The following is a 19,235-nucleotide window of genomic DNA, read 5'->3' as shown; positions in this document are numbered from 1 at the left end:
CCCGTCTCGCCCCCTCTCAATGCTCGTCGGTCGGATCCGAGGGCAGCTTCCCCTTTTGAACCAGTTTCTGCCGATGACCTTCGAGCAGGTCGTCCGCGTCCTCGCCGAGCGACGTCAACAGGCGATACAAGTAGGGGGCCTGACCCAGCCACAACCGCCATCGTGCAAACGCATAGATCAATGTCGCCGGGGTCACGACTCCAGCCGCGATCAGCCAGGGCGTCGTACGAATAAATGTTGCATATATCCCAACGGCGATCCCGACCAGCGCCGCAACGAGCGCCAGGACCAACTGCCCCCCGTCCGATGCCACCACCTTTTTGATGCTCTGCTTGTTGCGGACATTGAAGGTATGGGCTTCGGGATCAAATTCGACCTCATCTGGCGAGACGGCTGTCGATTGCTTAGGCGCAGTATCCACCTGATCGAGGGATTCTTCGAGAGTCACATCGACAACAGTCTCATCTAGCGCTGCTTCGTCGATCGAGTTTTCTTGCTTGCGATCCGCCATTGGTGCTCCGAGGACTGGAAACCTATCACAATCATCATCGGTTTGCCGATGGTCGGTTCGCAACGATTGAGTAACGGATCGCCCCGGAAGGGCGGATTCGTGGAGTTTGACCTATACTGCGGCCCTGTACCGTTCAAATGCCTTTCACGAGGAGTATTGCATGAATCTGCCGAAGTTTCTCTCTGTTGGTGTACTTGCTGGTGCTCTGATTGCTCCGGTGAGCCCCTCTCTGGCGTTCCAGCACGAGGGGCACGACCATGACGATCATGAACATCATCATCACGCCGAGCCTTGGGTGGCCAAGTGGACCGATGCCGAAATCGAGCGCGTCGCGGGGCTCCTGAGCGGAACCTGGCGCACTGTCGAAGCCATCCCGGAGCACGACACCGAATCGCGCGGGGCATCCAAAATCGTCATGCAGATCTGGCCCGTGCCGATTGAAGACGTGCCCAACGCGCTGGTCGTCGAGACCTCCCGCGAGGACGAGATGGATGCTCCGTATCGCTACGCAGTCTTCTCCATGTACCGCTACAAGAACGCAATCCGCCTTCGCACCTACGAACTGCGATGGAACGAGGCCAGGCAGAAGGTTCTCGGCGGTGCATGGGCTTCGCCCGGCGAGTTCCCCTCCATGTCCCGTGCCGACCTCATCGCCACGCTCGATGTGCAACTGACCGGTTCAGGCAATGCCTATTCCGGACAGACGCCCTATCCGTACCCCACAGGCGCACACGGTGCGGTCGAGATGACCAGCAGCATTCAACTCTCGCCCACCCGCATGGTGACGGGCGATCGCGGCATGGATGCCGATGGCAACGTCGTCTGGGGCGCGGACAAGAGCAGCGAATGGACCTGGGACAAAATCGAGAATCCTGCGAAGATCATCGACTTTGGCGGCGGACTGATCGCTGTCGAGTATTACAGGCCTGCAGGCCAGAGCAACACCCCCGGCGACACGCTGCACATGCACTACTCCGGATGGACGCGCGACGGCAATCAGTTCGACTCCAGCCGCACGCGGGATCGCACGTTCGCTGTCGAGATTCCCTCGCCCGGTCGCCTTATCGACGGGTGGAACACAGGCCTGACCGATATGACTGTCGGCACCAAGCGCCGCCTCATCATCCCCGGTCACCTGGCCTACGGCGAGCAAGGCATGCCCCGTGCCAACATTCCGCCAAACGCCACTCTCTACTTCGAAGTAGAACTCATGCACCTTCAAAAGCTCGCCGCCCCGGCTGCCGAGCCCGCGCAAGAAGACTGATTCTCGCTTTCTCGTTCGCCCAGCCGAACGAGCCTGTGCATGAAACGTACAATCTGAGCGCGCCTCATCAGCGGCACCCATGCACGGGTGCCGTTGCTATTCCAGTGATACTCATGTCTGAACGAGACTACTACGACATCCTCGAAATCAAACGAACCGATTCGGCCGACGTCATCAAACGCGCTTATCGCAAGCTCGCTCGACAACTCCACCCGGACGTGAATAAATCGCCCGACGCTGCCTCGCGCTTTGCTGAAGTTCAGGAGGCCTACGACGTCCTTTCTGACGAAGAGAAACGCAAGCAGTACGACATGTTCGGCCGCGCCGGAATCGGTGGCGCAGCCGGTGCGAGCACCGTAAATCCCGGAGGATACCGCGCCACTTGGACGTCGGGCGGCGCAGGCGGAGGGGCACCGGGTGCCGAGTTTGACATGGACGACCTCTCCTCCGTTTTTGACGCTTTCTTCGGAGGCAAAGGGGGACGCAGTACTCCCGGCGGTCCGCGTGCAACCCGCGCTCACCGCGCACAACCTCGCCGAGGCTCCGACGTGCGCGCCGAACTGACCATTGATTTCGTCACCGCAGCCCAAGGCGGCAAACGCTCGGTTCGCATTGCCGCCGATGATCGCGACCAGCGCACGATCGATGTCACCATCCCAAAAGGCATCGCAAGCGGCGCGACACTGCGCCTGCGCGGCGAAGGTAATCCCGCTCCGCCCGGCGGCCAGCCCGGCGACCTTCTCGTCACTGTTCATGTCACGCCTCATCCGCTTTTCAAGCGAGGCACACCCGGCGCGCCCGACGAGTCGAGCCTCGACCTCTTCTTCGATCTGCCACTCACCATCGTCGAAGCCGTCAATGGCGGACGCATCGACATTCCCACCATCGCTGGTCCGGTCGGGCTGACCGTCCCACCAGGAACCTCCAGCGGCAAAACCCTTCGACTCAGAGGTCGCGGGCTAGAAGATCGCACCGGCAAACACGGCGACCTGTACGCCATCGTACAGATCGTCGTACCCAAGGCTGCCGACATGGACGCCGATGATCGCGCCGCTCTCGACTCACTCGTCGCTCGGCAATCATCTCCACGCACAGGCCCAGGATGGAAGTGATTGAGAGCTCACTCTCGTCCGCATCGCGCTTCAGCCGATCTCTTGTGATATCCTATTTCGCACGAACCGCCTCGTAGGCCGCAGCACAGAATCGGGATCGACCGAACTTGCTCAAACAACGCCAACAGATCTTTGTGACCCTTTTCGTTGCCGCCGACGCCATCGCGGTCGCGGGCGCGTGCTACGCGAGTTGGGCTGTACGGGTTGTCCGCCGTGCCGACCGCTGGCCCAATCAATGGGAAGATTTCATCAAGCAGCCTCTGGTCCTCTTCGCCGTACCAATGGCTATTTTTGCCATGTCCGCGATGCGCCTCTATCGCCCGCGCCGCGATCGCAGCATCTGGGGTGAGCAAGGGCAGATCCTCAAAGCCGTGGCCATGACTATTGCCGGTCTCGTCATGACCCTCTGGTTCATCGGCAGCAGTCTGCTCACCGCACCGAGTGTCATCGACGCCCCCGCCCTAGGCCCCTGGGGCTGGGCCGACACGCCCGCCAAAGTTCAGATCGGTTGGCTCGCCATCTTCCTCGTCCTCTTTCTTGGTTCGATGCGCGCTGCCTTCCGCCTCGCCCTCCGCTACATCCGCCGCCGAGGGTGGAACCTCCGTCACGTCGCCATCATCGGCACCGGACGCCTCGGCCAGATCACATGCCGAACCCTCAGCCGAAACTCATGGACCGGCATCAACGTCGCCTACTTCATCAGCCATCACCCACGCACCGGCCGTAAATCCTGCCTCAATCGCAGCGTCCTCGGCGGGCTCGACGATCTCGAAGACATCCTTGAACGCCGCTGCCCCGACGCCGTCTATCTCTCTCTCCCAAGCCAGCAGGCCGGCGAAATTCCAGCCGTCCTCCGCCGCCTCGAACGCTTCGCGGTCGATGTCCGCATCGTGCCCGATGTCAACCCACGCTACATGCCTCACAGCATGACCGTCAGCGAACTCGAAGGCATGCCCATCCTCAGTTACCGCGAGTGCCCCCTCTATGGACTCGGAGGCTTCACCAAACGCGCCCTCGATCTCGCAGGAGCATCCATCGCCATCCTCCTCTTCTCCCCGCTCATGCTCGCCGTCGCCGCCCTCATCCGCCTCAGCGGCCCGGGACCTGTAATTTTCCGCCAGCGCCGCGTCAGCCTCGGAGGCGAGGTCTTCAACATCTACAAGTTCCGCACCATGGCACACGCCGACGACGAACGCTCCGCCCCAGTTTCCTCCAACTCCGATCAAATCGCCGGCTGGACCTTGGCAGACGACCCACGCGTCACCCCCCTCGGCCGCTGGCTTCGCAAAACGAGCATCGACGAACTCCCGCAACTCTTCAACGTCCTTCGCGGCGACATGTCCCTCGTAGGACCACGCCCCGAACGCCCCGAACTCATCGCACGCTTCCGCGACGACTGGCGAGGCTACATGCTCCGCCAGCACGTAAAGGCCGGCATGACCGGCTGGGCACAGGTCAACGGCCTCCGTGGCCAGACCAGCCTCCGCAAACGCCTCCAGTACGACCTCTTCTACATCCGCCACTGGTCGCTCTGGTTCGATGTTCGGATTCTGCTCATGACCATCTACCGTGGATTTATCCACCGCAACGCCATCTGAACCCCTCGCTCCAGCGCACAACCCCACAAACTCATCCCCCATGCAGGACTCAGCCGACACTTTTTTGATGATTTTGTCCACCACTCCCGTATTCGGGCGGCATCGGACTTGCAACGCAGGCCAATTGCTGTAGAATAATCTTCGGCCTTGTCCCTTTTCTAGGGGCTGGGTCGGTTCGGCTGAAACACTTTCCCGTTCCAGCCGTATCGAATGGATGTCGCAACGGGGGTATTCTTCCCCCGTTTTGGTCAACGCTGGCATGGTCGATCGAACAGGTCCTCCACGAAGGGGTGAGAACTATGGCAATGAATCGAATGCTCAATCACAAACGCCGGGTTCTGGGGTTCACTCTCATTGAACTCCTCGTCGTCATCGCAATCATCGCGCTTTTGATCGGCATCCTCCTGCCGGCCCTCGCCAAGGCTCGCAGGGCAGGCCGCGGAGCCGTGTGTGCCTCGAACCTGCGCCAGCAGGGCATCGGCATGGCCTCATACGCCACCGACTTCCAGGACAAAATCGTGTCCTATTCCTGGAAAGCGAACGTGATTTATCCCACAGATCACGCCGACACGAATCGCGCCTTCGCCGATGACATGGCTGCACAGATGGCGCAGGCTACCGACATCATTCGTCGCCGCACAGGCAGAGGAATGACCGGACCCACCGCTCTCAATCACAACTCGTTGACTATGCCCCACAGGTCGTTCAACCACTTGGTGCTGTTCGACTACCTCAGCAGCCAGTTGCCCGAGCAGATCGCAGCATGTCCCGAAGACCGGAGCCTGCTCTTGTCCCAGGGCAATCCGATGGACCGCACGCTCGATGGCACCATGCCCCCCGGTGGCGCGTATTCTGATCAGTTCAACAACGTCACCGTGCGCTCCCGCTATCCATATTCATCGACCTATCAGGTCGTGCCCTACGCATGGACCGAGGACCGCACGGCGCATATTCGCCCCGTTCCTTCCACCACGCATCTTTTCACCACTGTTCGTGCCGACAACATCTATGGCAATCGCAAACTCGGTCAGGTCACCTTTGCATCCATGAAGGTCTTCATGTTCGAGTTCAATGACTGGCACGGAGCCAAGAACAATCCGTTCTACGCCTACGAGAATGCTGCACCCAAAATCATGTTCTTTGATACATCGGTCCGCACCGAGAAGACTGCGGACGCCAATCGCGGCTGGGATCCCATGAACCCCACGAGTGCTGATACCGCGTACTACGTCTACACACCGCTCACGACCGAGCCGCCGGCCATCGGCGACCCGGGCGAGCTGCTCCCGGTGTGGTACCGCTTCACCCGTGGCGGCCTGGCAGGCGTGGACTTTGGTACATCGGAAATCAACACCGGCCAGCCGATTCCGTGAATCACGCTCAACGTGCTGGAACCGTCAAGGTTCCAGCATTGTTTTTGTTCAAGGGCAAGAAAGCAGAGGACTCATTGGTCGCCGCACTGGTTGCGCTTAAGATGTTGAGCCCAGCCATTCTGGCTACAATGCTCGCACAGCACCCCAGGCAAAGGGTGTACAAAGTTGATGGATAGATCTTGAAGAGGATTGCTTGACATGTTCAAATCAAACAAGCGTCGATTCGGGTTCACACTGATTGAACTGCTGGTGGTCATCGCGATCATCGCGCTGCTCATCGGCATCCTGCTTCCCGCGCTAGCCAAGGCCCGTCGCGCAGCCCGTGGCGCCGTCTGCGCTTCAAACCTCAAGCAGCAGGGCATCGCCATGGCGTCATACGCCACGGACTTCCAGGACAAGATTGTGTCGTATTCGTGGCAGGCCGGTGTGACCTATCCCACAGACCACATCGACACAAATCGCCCCTTTAACGACGACATGGCAGCCCAGATGGCGCAGGCAACCGATATTCTTCGCCGCCGAACTGGTCGTGGCATGACGGGGCCGACCGCAATCCCTCACAACTCACTGACGATGCCGCACCGTTCGTTCAACCACCTTGTGCTCTTCGACTACCTCAGCAGCCAGTTGCCCGAAGGCATCGCCGCCTGCCCCGAAGATCGCGGCCTGCTGCTCGCACAGGGCAATCCACTTGACGCCAGCCTATGGGCGACGATGCCCGCTGGCACTGTCGGGGCCGATCAGTACAACGCATCCTCCGTCCGGCCTCGATTCCCGTTCTATTCCACCTATCAGGTTGTGCCCTACGCATGGGCCGCTGATCGCACGAACACCGTTCGACCGATCCCACAAACGACACACCTGTTCGGCACAGTCGGCGGACCAGGTGCCAACGGCATCTACGGCAAACGCCGCCTCAATGAGGTCGTGTTCGCCGGCTCCAAGGTCTTCATGTTCGAGTTCAACGATTACCACGGCGGAAAGAACAATCCATTCTTCGCCTACGACGAAGCAGCACCGAAGATTCTGTTCTTCGATGCCTCGGTACGCTCCGAGAAGAGTGTGGATTCCAACCGTGGCTGGGATCCTGCCAGCCCGACCAGCGCGGACACCGGTTACTCGAAATACACGCCGCTTTCGACCGAGCCCGCACCGATCGGCGACCCCGAAGCCTTGCTGCCGGTTCTCTTCCGCTTCACCCGCGGCGGTCTGGCAGGCATCGACTTCGGCGCCAAGGAAATCAACACCGGCCAGCCGTTGCCCTGAACCACGGACGAAGATAATCTTCTCGTCTACACAGCTTGAACTCTCCATCGGCTCCTTTCGGAGCCGTTTTTTTATACTCAAAAGGAGCCGCAGACAGCTTGCGCCCGTGTGTCAACGCATTTGAGGCCATCGAGGTGCATTCGACTTGACGCAGCCGACAAAATCGGGTTCAATAGTGTTCAGGCCCGATTCCGGGCGTGCGGGCCTCCCGTCGGAGGCGCACGGTTTCTGTCGGTGCGAAGGGGTCAAGGCATGTCGCGATCCGAGCGTCGTGGTTTTACATTGATCGAGTTGCTGGTCGTGATCGCGATCATTGCGCTGTTGATCGCGATTCTGCTGCCAGCCTTGAGCAAGGCCCGCAACACCGCACGCCGGGCTGTGTGCTTGTCGAATCTGAAGCAGTATGGAGTCGGCGCGGCGAGTTATGCAACCGACAATCAGGACAAGGTTCCGTCGTATTCGTGGGAGTTGCTCTCGCCGGGTCGTGTGAACTTCAACACGGAGTTTGCAGATCTGCGCACGCCGCCGGATTCGATCGAGGCGACGATGAATCAGGCTGTGGACATCATTCGTCGTCGTACGGGGCGGACGACTTTTCCGCGGCTGACGCAGATCTATCCGCATCGGCGCTTCACCCACCTTGTGATGCTCGACTACCTCGGTGCGACGTTGCCTTCGGAACTGGTGGCCTGTCCGGAGGACAAGACGCTGATCGGATGGCAGTCGAACCCGACAGACACTTCGGACATTCCATTTTGGCGTGAAGAAACGATCCGGATGATGTTCCCGTACAGTTCGACGTATCAGGCCGTCCCGGCGTCGTGGTCAGAAGACTCCGGATTCTGGCCGAACACGACCGTGCAGCAGTATTCGCAGGACTACAACCTGATGAGTGTGGGCTCGAAGCCTCTGGGAAGGCGGCGTCTTTCGCAGGTGGCGTTCGCTGGGAACAAGGTCTTCATGTTCGAGTTCCACGATCGGCACACTCACAAGCCGGGCATTTTCTACGCTTATCCGACTGCGGTGACATCGCAGTTGCTGTTCGACGGCTCGGTGGGGGCGTTCAAGACCGAGGACGCCAACCCCGGGTTCAGGCCCAACCAGGCAAACCTGCCTCAGCCATCGTGGATGAACTACATGCCCCGCGATCTGACGTTCGAGCCACCACCGCTGATCGACAAGGTCAACGGTGACCGCGTGGACGGGTACTACCGCTGGACGCGTGGCGGTTTGACCGGCGTGGATTATGGGGCCAAGGAAGTGAATACTGGCCAGCCCCCGATGCCGTGATCGACCCAAATGTGCATGATCGGGCGTGTGGCACTCGCTCGGGTGTCAAGCCATTGTGCGAGATTTCGAGTTCCGATGTTCGGGTGGCGTGGGTCATGCGGAGGAAACTGCATGGGGCGATGTCCTACGCAAGTTACTGCAACGAATGACTTTAAGTGCGACTGCCGACGCTTCCGATGCAACCGTGCACGCCTCCTCAGCGTTGAATTGAGTTGAGGAGGCATTCGGTGCAGGAGGAGATGTTCGTCTTGCAGTTGTCGAAATCGCAGGGGGAGATCCTGATTCGGGCGATGGAACTGCTCGAACGCGGTCACAGCAGCCGGTTCGAGGATGAACTGTGGCTCGGGTTCGGGGATGAGTGGTGGGGGCTTCGCGAGCGACTGATCCGAGGCGGGTACATCCGCAATGTCGGCGGACTGCGCGACGAACTCGCCCTGACCGAACGCGGGCACGAACTGCGCGAGCAGCTCGATTCGAGGCAACGCGTGGCGGGATAGGCACAATCCCTGAGCGTGAGGCACCGGGCGGACCTCTACACTTCGTCCGATGCATCATGAGCAGCACAAGGTGATCGTGGTCGGGGGCGGGCACGCGGGCGTCGAGGCTGCGTGGGCGGCTGCCAATGCTCTTGGCGAGTCTGGCACGATTGCACTCGTGACACTCGATGCCTCGCGCATCGGGGAGATGAGCTGCAACCCCGCAATCGGGGGTCTCGCCAAGGGGCAGTTGGTCCGCGAGATCGACGCCATGGGCGGGCTCATGGGGCTGGTGGCCGACGCCACGGGCATCATGTTCAAGGTGCTCAATACTTCGCGTGGGTCGGCAGTCCATGGCCCTCGATGCCAGAGCGACAAGCAGGCGTACGCCAGGGCCGTGCGCGCGCTGGTGGCCAGTCGTCCCGAAATCGTCGTCGTTGAAGGCTCAGTCGAGGAACTGCTGATCGAACGCGGCGGGCGGCAGGCGGATCGGCACGTTTCCGGTGTACGGGTTTGCAGCAGGGACGGAGCATTGATTGAAGTGCGCGCGCCAGCGGTGGTTGTGACGACGGGTACATTCATGCGCGGGCTCATGCACACCGGCACCGAACAGACCTCGGGCGGGCGTTTCGGCGAGAAAGCAGCAGTCGGCATCTCGGGCTCGCTTGAAGCACTCGGGTTCGAGCTGGGTCGGCTCAAGACAGGTACGCCGCCGAGGTTGAGCCGGGCGTCGATCGCGTGGGATGACTTGCCATTGCAGGAAGGCGATGCCCAGCCTCGCGCGTTCAGTGATTTGAGTGGCACTGGCGCGCTTGCGAAGGTTGATGCGTTGCCGCTCGGAGTGGTTGATCGGTTTCCGCTGATCGAGCAGGTCGCGTGTCGGCAGACGCGGACGTCGACTGAGGCGCATGAGGTGATTCGTGCGAATCTGCATCGGGCACCGATGTTCAGTGGCCAGATTCTTTCCGCCGGGCCGCGGTATTGCCCGAGCATCGAAGACAAGGTCGTGCGATTCGCCGACCGCCCGACGCATGGCGTGTTTCTTGAGCCCGAAAGTCTGGAGACGGACTGGGTGTATTGCAATGGCATCGCGACGAGTCTGCCGAAAGATGTTCAGGATGTGATTGTGCGCACGATGCCCGGGTGCGAGCGGGCGGAGATTCTGCGGTATGGGTATGCGGTGGAATACGACATGGTTCGGCCGCACCAGATCAGCGCGACGTGCATGACCAAGAGCGTCGATGGATTGTTTCTGGCCGGGCAGATCAATGGCACGAGCGGGTATGAGGAGGCTGCGGCACAGGGGCTCGTTGCGGGCATCAATGCGGTGCGGTGGGGGCGCAGCGAGGATGCGTTCGTGATGGGGCGCGATGAGGGGTACATCGGCGTGCTGATGGATGATCTGGTGACGAAGACCCCGCGCGAGCCGTATCGCATGTTCACAAGCCGGGCAGAGTATCGGTTGCAGTTGCGGGCCGACAATGCTGCTGATCGTCTGACTCCGGTGGCCGACAGGCTGGGGTTGCTCGCGACAACTGAACTTGGACGTGCGCGGATGAGGTTATTCAAGGAGCGGAGGCAGGCGCTCGATAACGCGCAGCGGATCGTTGCAGAGTCGCGCGTCGATGGTGTCGCGCTCGCAGAGGTCATGCGCCGCGCGGAGTACGAGCGGGCAGACGCGCAAAGAGTGCTCGCGGGTTTCGAGCCGGGCGTGATTGAGACTGTGTTTGCGGATGTGCGGTATGAGCCTTATGTCGAGCGTGAGCGACGCGAGATGAAGCGGCAGCGTGAACTCGAGCACAAGTTGATCCCGCGCAGTATCGACTGGAGCGCGTGTCACACGCTGCGCAATGAGGCCAGGCAGGCGCTGGTCAGGTTTCAGCCTGATACCTTCGGGCAGGCAAGCCGGCTCGAAGGCGTGACGCCAGCGGACTTGACGCTGATGAGGGTACTGGTCGAGCAGTCGCGGAAGTAAGCAGGGCGCGTGCGAAACGTCCAACGGTGCGTCCGAAGATCCGGCGTCCGGTGGGTGTGGGCGGGTTGCAGTGAGTCATTGGGTGGTGCAGTGCGATATCGCATCATGTCGTGGACTTTGTCGTGGACTTGCTTCCACGGCTCGTCAACGGGTCGCGGATGCGGATCGTGCTTCGATCTCGCGTGCTGTGCGTACGCCCGATTCGAGCGCGCCTTCCATATAGCCAGGGAAGGCTGTGGAGCAGTGTTCGCCAGCGAAAGACAGCCCGGGCATGCCTTCGCGCAGGCGCGGCGCAACAGCGGTGATTTCGCCGGGCGCGGCACTGGAGTAACCGCCGCGGGTCCAGGGGTCGCTCGGCCAATCCATGAACCACTGCTGTCCAAGCCACGATGGTCGGAAGGCGCTGTACGCTCGCTCGAGATCGGTGATGACGGCGTCGGTGCGTTCGGCTGGGGCGAGAGCGCGGACGGCTGATGATGGTGGCCCGCCGGCGAAGAGTGTGAAACAGCGGGCGGTGTCGGCGGGTGCATCGGGGGCGATCTTGCCATCGGTGCCCTCCCATGACCACGAATAGAGCCCGTTGCTCAGTGACCATGCGGCGAGGCCTTGGTCGCGCCAGAACTGGCCGCTCACGCGGAAGAGATGTTTGGTTGCGTCGCCGATCTGCGGGCGGAGCGAATCGGGGAGTGTGGGGTTGATTGTGATGCGTTCCCAGACCGTCGGCGGTACCGCAAGCACGACATGATCGAATGTTGAGCCTCGGTCGCCGGCAGCCGAGACGAGCATGCGGCCGTCGGGCTGGCGTTCGATGGCCGTGACAGGCGTTTCGCGATGCACGCGGCTCCCAAGCGGTTCGGCAAGGGCGGCTGCGAGAGCGTCGTTGCCCTGGGCGCAGCGATAGACCTCGGACTCGGTCCAGTATTTCTCGTAGCCCCCTCCTGCGATGGCAGCGAGCACGCCCAGAAGCGACTGCCGTTCGGCAGGACAGGCGTTGTCGCCTTCGAGCATGGCGCGGAATGCACGCAACGCCGTGGCGTCGCCCCCGATGCTGTCGAGCCAGCCTGCGAGGGATTGCTCGTCGAGGGCTGAGGCGTTGCGGCTTTTCCAAGGCTCGTGCGGATTGATCGCGCGGGCGAGTCGGGACAGTTTCGCGGCGATACGTTCCATCTCGTGGAAGAGTGCTTCGGATTCATCGGCGAGCATGACGCTGCCATCGATGACGATCGGCGTGTCGAGGTCGTCTCCTTCGTCGATTTCGCTGAATGTGAGGCCGAAGCGGTTGGCGTAGGCAGCCCAGGTCGGATGATTGGTGCCGATGAGTTCTGCGCCGCCTTCGACTCGTGTTCCGGGGACGACTTCATCAAGCGAGAGCACGCGGCCACCGACGCGCCTCCGGGCTTCGAAAACGGTGATGTCGTGGCCGATGGCGTGCAGTTCGTGTGCGCATGCCAGCCCCGCGAATCCACCACCGACGATAGCAATCCGCATCGGATTTGCGGTCGTGCGCGGGCGCGTCGAGAGCAGGATGGACCGACGCGACCCGGCGCATGAAATGAATCCGGTTGAGAGCAGAGCTGCGGCACCGAGCACGGCAGAGTGCTTGAGGAAGTCGCGCCGCTGGCGATTTGTGGGTGTTTGGCCAAAACGGCGAGCGAGGCGCGCGTACAGGTTCGACATGTCCAGACCTCCGGATGGGTGACGAGTATGGTCACCCGCGTTTGCGAATCATGCCACGGATTGTGGGTGCTCGTGAGGGTCTGGTCCGGTTGTGGATGGGGTGTTTATTCCTTGAGCATCTTGAGTTCGTCGCGGAGAATGGCAGCCAGTTCGTAGTTCTCCTGAGCAATGGCTTCGGCAAGGCGCTGGCGGAGTTCGGCCTTCTGGCTCACGGGAAGTTGGGGGATCAGCGCCCCGCGCATCGAGCGGAGCAGTTGGACTTCGCTCGAGTTCTCAAAATCGCCCTCGCGGTTTTGTTGCTCGAAGCACTTGCGGAGGGCTTCGATGCCGTCGTCGATGGCGAGGAGGGCGGCTTTGGGTTCTTCGGATTGCAACGCGTGACTCGCCAGCGCGCGAGCACGCATCATGATGATGTAGGCACGAAACTGTTCGAGGGCAGTCTGGTCGGTGTCGTCAGCAGCATACTGGGCGCACAGGTCGAGCACGCGCAGATTGCGGGTTGTGTCGCGGACGACGCCCTCGTAATCTTCGAGCACAAGCAACGCGATGTATCGGTGGTAATACTGAAGCGCTTCGTCGCGAAGGGATTTGCAATCTTCGGGCGTGAGCGTAACGGGAGAGATTGGTTCGCCGTCCGATTCAGGGTCTGGTTCATCGGATTCGTCGGGAGGAACGGAACCTTCATCGAGACGGGCTTCGAAATAATCGAGAAGGCTCGGGAAGCCGAAGGGGCGTTGACCATCGGGGCGGCCATTGACGTGCATCTGAATGATGCCCAGGTCGAGCCGGACCTGAAGCCGCGGGAGACCGTCGACGCCTTCGATGATGCGGACGTTGATCTGTCCGGGTTCGAAGGGCCATTCGTCGAGCATAGATGTTAGGTCATTGTTCATATTTTTGAGATACGTTTTGGTTGTATCGGGCCTTGAGGAATGTAGTATCGTCGCCCGAGAAAGTCAGGGCGGGCATGGGGTTTGAGTGAATCTGGAGAGGAGAGCGAGGAAGTTTTGGAAATGTCCAGAGACTTTGTCGGAATTGTGTGGCAATTGATGAACCGTTGCGTGTAAGATGCCGAACGGTTAGGCGGTCGTCCGCTCATTGGGTTCAAGGGATGGTGGTCCCGAGAACTCCTGGAGGGGTGGGCGAGGAGAAGAGTCGTCGAGGTTTTCCGCAGTCTCGACAACCCGCTGAGAAATTGGCGGGCGGTGGGTAGGAGAATGAGTGGCATGATCGGTCAATCTGTATCGACCAAGGACGCGCTGCAATCAGAGTTGCAGCTGTACATGCGTGAAATCAACCAGGTTCCGCTCCTGAGTCCTGAAGAGGAACGGGAACTGGCGTGGGCGATTATCAACGACAATTGCCAGGTTTCGCGTGAGAGAATGATCCGCGCGAATCTGCGACTGGTCGTTGCGATCGCGAAAAACTACACCAATCGCGGGTTGCTGCTGACCGACCTCATCGAAGAGGGCAACATCGGTCTGCTGCGTGCGGTTGAGGGGTTTGATCCGGCCCAGGGCGCGAGGTTCAGCACCTATGCGTCGTGGTGGATCAAGCAGAGCATCAAGCGAGCTCTGATCAACGCCAGCCAGCCGATTCACATTCCGGCATACATGGTGGAGTTGATTGCCAAGTGGAAGGAAGCCGCGCGGTCGCTCGAAGGGCGTCTGGGGCATCCGCCATCAATGGAGCAACTGGCCGAGGCGATGGATCTCCCCCTCAAGAAGGTCAAGATCATCCGTCGCGCCGTCAAGGCGTTCCGCACTCCGGCCCAGGAGCCGGGCGGGCGGGACAGCGATCTGCTCGGCCTGAGCGAGTTGGTCGTGGATAGCCGCGACGGAACGGCTGAAGAAAAGACACTGCTGCGCGAGGAACTTGGAACGCTCAAGCGACTGCTCGACACCATCGACGTGCGCGAAGCCCAGATTCTGCGGATGCGGTTCGGTCTGGACGGGCAGGAACCTCTGACTTTGAAGCAGATTTCCGAGGAAGTAGGCATCAGCCGCGAACGTGTCAGGCAGATCGTCGACGAAGCCCTGACGAAACTGAACTCGCGTCTGTCGGCCGACAAGCCGAGCCAGTTCTTCAGACGCCCGAATGAGGCACTCGGGGAAGAATCACCGCGGCTTCGGCTGCGTGAGGCAAACGAATCGGCCTGATCTTGTAGCCTGCCCACATGAATCGAGTTCCACGATTCCCCGGGGTGCTGACCGGCTGCTGACGGTTGTGCTACCATCCGCGCATGATGAGCACGATTGAATGTTCTCGCCCTTGGGCGACGCGACTGGCCGGTGTAATCCTTGGTGTCCTCGGGCTTGCAGCCTCTCCATCGAGTGGGCAGGTCGATCATCTCGCGCGGGTGAACAGCACATACGTACAGGTGCCCGAGTCCCGCCGCAGCGACGGAATCTTGCTTCGCGCGCTGATCGCGATGGACGAGCCGCCCATCGGCATTGACTCGCCCGAGATGGCAGCACTGACATACGCCGGCAGCATCACTTGGAGTCTGGCCGAAGATTGGGCACTTGCTCCAGCCCAGCGTGCCGCTCTGACGGCTTTGCGGCAAGTCACCGAAAACCCCGACGAACGGCACGGCATGGTCTTTGCGCAGGTCTATGGCTCGCGAGTCAGTCCGGAGTTCATTCGTGCCCGAGCCTACACAGAACTGGGCGACCCGCCACTGCTCGCAGGCGCGAGGATGCACTATCTCGAACAGTTCGAAAACCTGTGGATCCTGGCGCACATTGAAGCGATGCGGCTGAACACCGAGGGCAAGACCGCCGAGGCGTGCGATGTTCTTGTCCGTCTCATCTACGTCGGGCGACAGCTCAGCGATCGCGTGTTTGCCAAGGAGATGCGCTACGGCTTGAGCATGATGATGGATGCGGCAACGCGCATTCGCGATATTGCGTACGAGGATTTTCGCGGGAGTCGGTCGCTCTCGCCGCCACAGATTCAGGGCATCATCGCAAAACTTGAACTCTATAACCGAGGCTATCTCAATCCAGAACGTCTCGTGTTCCCAACGGGTAACAAGGTGGCGGCCGAACAGCTGCTCGAAACGCTGTACGTCCCGCGTGGCGGAGTGCGGGAAGATCTCTTTGCGAGCGTGATGGCTCGACTGCGCACGTCTGACCGCCCGCTGAGGCTGTTCGCTGAGGCATCGCGATTCGAGTCGGCTGGTGCAAACCAGGCCGATTGGTTCGAAGTGCGCGATGCGATTAATCGCGTGTTCGATGGTTGGTCATCGCGTTGGCGTCTGTCGGCTTTTGATCGCCAGTCTGCGCTGCCGCACTATTGGGACCAGTTCGATCGCAGCCGATTTGCGGTTGTGACGGCTTCGACGACGGATCTGAGCGAGTTGTTCCGGATGCGTCGGGTGTTCGAAGCAGAAGTCGTTGGGACGAGACATGCCCTGGCGGTGCTCGGTTATTTCTACGAACTGGGGGTGTTCCCGCCGGATGCCAGTTCGGTTCGTCCGCGCTGGCTGACGCAGATCGAAGCGGATCCATTCAATCCGAATCGTGCAGCCGGTCGCCTGCCTTCGCTCGAATACTTTGTTCCTGTGCGTGATTCATATCTGCCCGATGAACGTGCGATCGCGCAGCCTCACCGCATGAACGTGTTCGCACCCGGAGGCGAGAACTTTGCGATGATGTTGCGTGAAGACCAGTTCGTGATGTATTCCGTGGGGCAGGACGGCGTCAAGAACTTCGCCGAAGATGTGAGCAACGATCTCGACGCCATCACGGGCGACTACCTGATCTGGCCTCCGATGCTTTCGATCCATCGCGAGCACTTGCGCGATACGGGTCGCTTGCCCTGACATGGGGTTTCGTGGTGTTGCCCGATCTCGGGTCAGTGTTGAAGGGAGGCTGAATTGAGCACCGATGCAGTGCACAAGGTCGTCATCATCGGGTCAGGTCCGGCAGGGTGGACAGCCGCGATCTACGCGGCGCGTGCACAATTGCGACCGGTGTGTTACGTCGGTGTGCCCAAGCAGGATCCAGGGCCGATTCTTCCCGGCGGACAGTTGATGCTCACGACAGAGGTCGAGAACTACCCCGGATTCCCCAAGGGTATCGAAGGCCCGGAGATGATGGACGCCTTTGCCGCGCAGGCCGAGCGCTTCGGAACAGTCGCTGTCGGGGAAGACATCACGCAGGTCGAGTTTTCCAAATCCGGTCCGCACACGCTTCACACTTCTGCCGGGGAGTCGATACGTGCCCACGCAGTGATCATCGCGACGGGCGCGACCGCGAACTGGATGGGGCTCGACAACGAGATGCGACTGGCCCGGAGCGGCGGGGGCGTTTCGGCGTGCGCGGTGTGCGATGGTGCGCTCCCTGCCTTTCGTGGTCAGCCGCTTGCCGTCGTTGGCGGAGGCGACTCGGCTATGGAAGAGGCAACGTACCTCACGAAGTTCGGGAGCATGGTGTATGTCATTCACCGTCGCGACTCCTTTCGTGCCAGCAAGATCATGCAGGAACGTTTCCTCTCCAAACCCAACGCCAAAGCCGTGTGGAACAAGGTCGTGGTCGATGTTCTGGGTGGCGACACGATTACCGGCGTATTGCTCGAGGACACCATTACGCAGGAGCGTTCGACGCTCGATGTCAAGGGACTTTTCGTAGCGATCGGGCACACCCCCACAACGAAGTTTCTGCGTGGAACCGGGGTGGAGCTGGATGACAAGGGGTATGTGGTCTTGCGCAGCCGAAGCAGTCACACGACCATTCCGGGCGTATTTGCAGCCGGCGACGTGGCCGACCCGCGCTATCGGCAGGCGGTGACCGCAGCGGGCATGGGCTGCCAAGCCGCGTTGGACGCCGAACACTGGCTCAACGAACACGGTCTGGCCTAAGTGCCTTTCGTGCCCGATCCCAGAATGGCCCCGCCCGGATTCGAACCGGAGACCGAGCGATTATGAGTCGCCTGCTCTAACCGCTGAGCTACAGGGCCAGGGGTTACCAGATCGTATCGCACGAGTCACACAAAGGCTTGGCTCTGTTGGCGGCTTGCGTAACGCGCGGAATCACGGCAAACTTCGTACCGCTTCAAGAACGTCATCTACTTCCGCACGCGTGCGGTAGTCTTCATTGACATACGCGTATCGAATGACGCCTCCCGAGTCGATCACATATGTGGCAGGAATGACCATGTCCCACGTTCCCGAGGCGTTGAACTGCGAGAGGTCGATGTCGTAGGTTTGGTATAACTCCCGGGTCTTGGCGTCGATCGTGAACTGAAGATCGAATGCGCGTGCAGCTTCGCCTTGGGCGTCAGAGAGCACCGCAAAACCATAATTGTGTTCGGCCTGCCCAGCCCCGACGCGATCCGGACGTTCAGGCGTGATCGCGATGAGCGAAGCGCCCAGCGAATCAAGTTCGGCCAGGCGGTCCTGCCAGGCGGACAAATGGCCGGTACAAAACGGGCACCATCCCCCGCGATAGAAGATGACCACGACCGGACCCGAACCCAAAGCGTCGGCGAGATTGACGAACACACCTTCAGGCGTCGAGAGCCGAACGTCGGGCGCAGAGACTTGAGTGCCAATACCCCGTTTGGGCGATGACGCTGAGGGCTCCGTCGAGGAAGGCGGCGTTGGAACAGAGTCTGAATAAGGCACAGATCGTTCACACCCGATCGTCAGGCAGACGATCGGCACTGCAACGAATGCAGGAATGAAGCGCATGTCGGGTCTCCGGTTGGGTTCTTCAGACAATAGCGTTGGGGGTCCGTCCCAGGAGCCATGCTGAACCGAACATCACAGTGTGCACCGCTGGCGCACGATCAGCGCGTCTGCAATATGCTGGTCTGGCGGGCGTTTGCTGCGCGTCAGAGCGCTGTGGGCGCATGGTTGGAGTGCGGTTCGCGCGAGCGATCTTAGAAAAAGGATAACAAAATGCGAAAGACATTGGTTGCGGGCTTTGGAGTTGCTGCGTTGTGCGGTCTGGTGGCTTCGACGAGTGTGTTCCAACCCGAAGCGGATCGCCCGGTGAGACCGGGGCAGGGGCAGCCCACCGATCCGGCGCAGTTTATGGCCCGGCTGATGGAGTTCGATTCCAACGGCGACGGGAAACTGTCGCGGGAAGAACTTGCCGATTCGCCCATGGGGCGCGGGTTTGATCGGTTCGATACCAATGGCGATGGCTTTATTGACAAGGCCGAACTCGAAGCACTCGCTGCCAATCGTGGCGGCAGACCGGGCGCAGGGGGAGGCGCACCTGGTGCTGGAGGCGCACCGGCTGCGGATGTCCCCTTCGAGGCCAACATGTCCAACGCGGGTCGGGCTCTGAGGCGCATTCAACGGTCTGAGTTCACCGCGGACACGCGTGAGGGCGACCTGGGGGCGGTGCAGCAGATTCAGGTGTCGCTCGTGGCAGCCAAAGCGCAGATTCTCGGCGTGCCGATGTCGAAGAATGCACAGGCGAAATTCGGGACCGATCAAACGAAGTATCAGGCTGAGTTTCGCACGAACCTGATCAAGGCAATCAAGGAAGCACTCGACCTTGAGATGGCGCTTGTGCAGGGCAATGCGGCAGCCGCGACCGCAGCTCGCATGCGTTTGGTCGAGGTTCAGAGCCAGGGGCACGACCTTTTCGAGGAGCCGAGAGAGGGCGCACCGGCTGGCGGTGGTCGGCAGGGTGCGGGGCGGCCGGGCGGTGGCGGGAACTGACGTACGCGGGATGA

Annotated in this window: 13 protein-coding genes, 1 tRNA gene and 3 pseudogenes; 12 read left to right on the top strand and 5 right to left on the bottom strand. The window is 60.9% G+C overall.

Translation table 11 applies throughout. From position 1 onward, the window contains the following. Positions 1–16: 16 nt before the first annotated feature. On the bottom strand, positions 17–511 hold the full coding sequence (locus tag KF757_07810; protein MBX3322879.1) for a hypothetical protein: 495 nt from the start codon (positions 509–511) through the stop codon (positions 17–19). Between the two features lie 160 nt (positions 512–671). On the opposite strand from KF757_07810, the gene KF757_07805 reads away from it, so the two are divergent. From KF757_07805 to mnmG, 8 genes and pseudogenes are all read left to right on the top strand, one after another. Continuing rightward, positions 672–1,775: an FKBP-type peptidyl-prolyl cis-trans isomerase gene (locus KF757_07805; protein MBX3322878.1), complete on the top strand. Its 1,104-nt coding sequence runs from the start codon at positions 672–674 to the stop codon at positions 1,773–1,775. A gap of 113 nt (positions 1,776–1,888) precedes the next feature. Then, a complete protein-coding gene (locus KF757_07800) occupies positions 1,889–2,887 on the top strand; it encodes a DnaJ domain-containing protein (protein MBX3322877.1) in 999 nt (332 codons plus the stop codon). 107 nt (positions 2,888–2,994) lie between these two features. Next, on the top strand, positions 2,995–4,485 hold the full coding sequence (locus tag KF757_07795; GenBank protein MBX3322876.1) for an undecaprenyl-phosphate glucose phosphotransferase: 1,491 nt from the start codon (positions 2,995–2,997) through the stop codon (positions 4,483–4,485). A 299-nt stretch (positions 4,486–4,784) separates the two neighbouring features. Beyond that, positions 4,785–4,916: pseudogene (locus KF757_07790) on the top strand (prepilin-type N-terminal cleavage/methylation domain-containing protein). Positions 4,917–6,056: 1,140 nt separating this feature from the next. Beyond that, positions 6,057–6,182, top strand: a pseudogene (locus KF757_07785) (prepilin-type N-terminal cleavage/methylation domain-containing protein). A 1,194-nt stretch (positions 6,183–7,376) separates the two neighbouring features. Further along, positions 7,377–7,499 (top strand): annotated as a pseudogene (locus tag KF757_07780) (prepilin-type N-terminal cleavage/methylation domain-containing protein). 1,142 nt (positions 7,500–8,641) lie between these two features. Beyond that, positions 8,642–8,911, top strand: a complete 270-nt coding sequence (locus tag KF757_07775) for a hypothetical protein (protein MBX3322875.1) — start codon at positions 8,642–8,644, stop codon at positions 8,909–8,911. Positions 8,912–8,960: 49 nt separating this feature from the next. Further along, positions 8,961–10,865 carry a tRNA uridine-5-carboxymethylaminomethyl(34) synthesis enzyme MnmG gene (gene mnmG, locus KF757_07770; GenBank protein ID MBX3322874.1) on the top strand — a complete coding sequence of 635 codons (1,905 nt, stop codon included), beginning with the start codon at positions 8,961–8,963 and terminating at the stop codon, positions 10,863–10,865. 144 nt (positions 10,866–11,009) lie between these two features. Here mnmG and KF757_07765 read toward each other — a convergent pair whose 3' ends face one another. Both KF757_07765 and KF757_07760 read right to left on the bottom strand, forming a co-directional pair. Continuing rightward, positions 11,010–12,542 (bottom strand): FAD-dependent oxidoreductase, encoded by a 1,533-nt coding sequence (locus tag KF757_07765; GenBank protein ID MBX3322873.1) that lies wholly within the window; start codon positions 12,540–12,542, stop codon positions 11,010–11,012. 104 nt (positions 12,543–12,646) lie between these two features. Then, entirely contained in the window at positions 12,647–13,435 is a 789-nt protein-coding gene (locus KF757_07760) for a UvrB/UvrC motif-containing protein (protein ID MBX3322872.1), read from the bottom strand. 333 nt (positions 13,436–13,768) lie between these two features. Here KF757_07760 and KF757_07755 point away from each other — a divergent pair, with 333 nt between their 5' ends. The 3 genes from KF757_07755 (at position 13,769) to trxB (ending at position 17,406) form a co-directional block, all read left to right on the top strand. After that, a complete protein-coding gene (locus KF757_07755) occupies positions 13,769–14,701 on the top strand; it encodes a sigma-70 family RNA polymerase sigma factor (protein ID MBX3322871.1) in 933 nt (310 codons plus the stop codon). An 83-nt stretch (positions 14,702–14,784) separates the two neighbouring features. After that, positions 14,785–16,368, top strand: coding sequence for a hypothetical protein (locus KF757_07750; GenBank protein ID MBX3322870.1), 1,584 nt, complete (start codon positions 14,785–14,787; stop codon positions 16,366–16,368). 54 nt (positions 16,369–16,422) lie between these two features. Then, positions 16,423–17,406, top strand: coding sequence for a thioredoxin-disulfide reductase (gene trxB / locus KF757_07745; GenBank protein MBX3322869.1), 984 nt, complete (start codon positions 16,423–16,425; stop codon positions 17,404–17,406). A gap of 25 nt (positions 17,407–17,431) precedes the next feature. Here the strand turns inward: trxB and KF757_07740 are convergent. Together KF757_07740 and KF757_07735 are read right to left on the bottom strand one after the other, a co-directional pair. Beyond that, a tRNA-Ile gene (locus KF757_07740) sits at positions 17,432–17,504 on the bottom strand. A gap of 73 nt (positions 17,505–17,577) precedes the next feature. Continuing rightward, on the bottom strand, positions 17,578–18,237 hold the full coding sequence (locus KF757_07735; protein MBX3322868.1) for an AhpC/TSA family protein: 660 nt from the start codon (positions 18,235–18,237) through the stop codon (positions 17,578–17,580). 210 nt (positions 18,238–18,447) lie between these two features. Here KF757_07735 and KF757_07730 point away from each other — a divergent pair, with 210 nt between their 5' ends. Beyond that, entirely contained in the window at positions 18,448–19,221 is a 774-nt protein-coding gene (locus tag KF757_07730) for a hypothetical protein (protein ID MBX3322867.1), read from the top strand. Positions 19,222–19,235 lie beyond the last annotated feature (14 nt).

Source organism: Phycisphaeraceae bacterium, from assembly GCA_019636795.1.
In the GTDB taxonomy this organism is placed as follows: domain Bacteria; phylum Planctomycetota; class Phycisphaerae; order Phycisphaerales; family UBA1924; genus JAHBWW01.
This window is presented reverse-complemented; position numbering and strand designations above follow the sequence as displayed.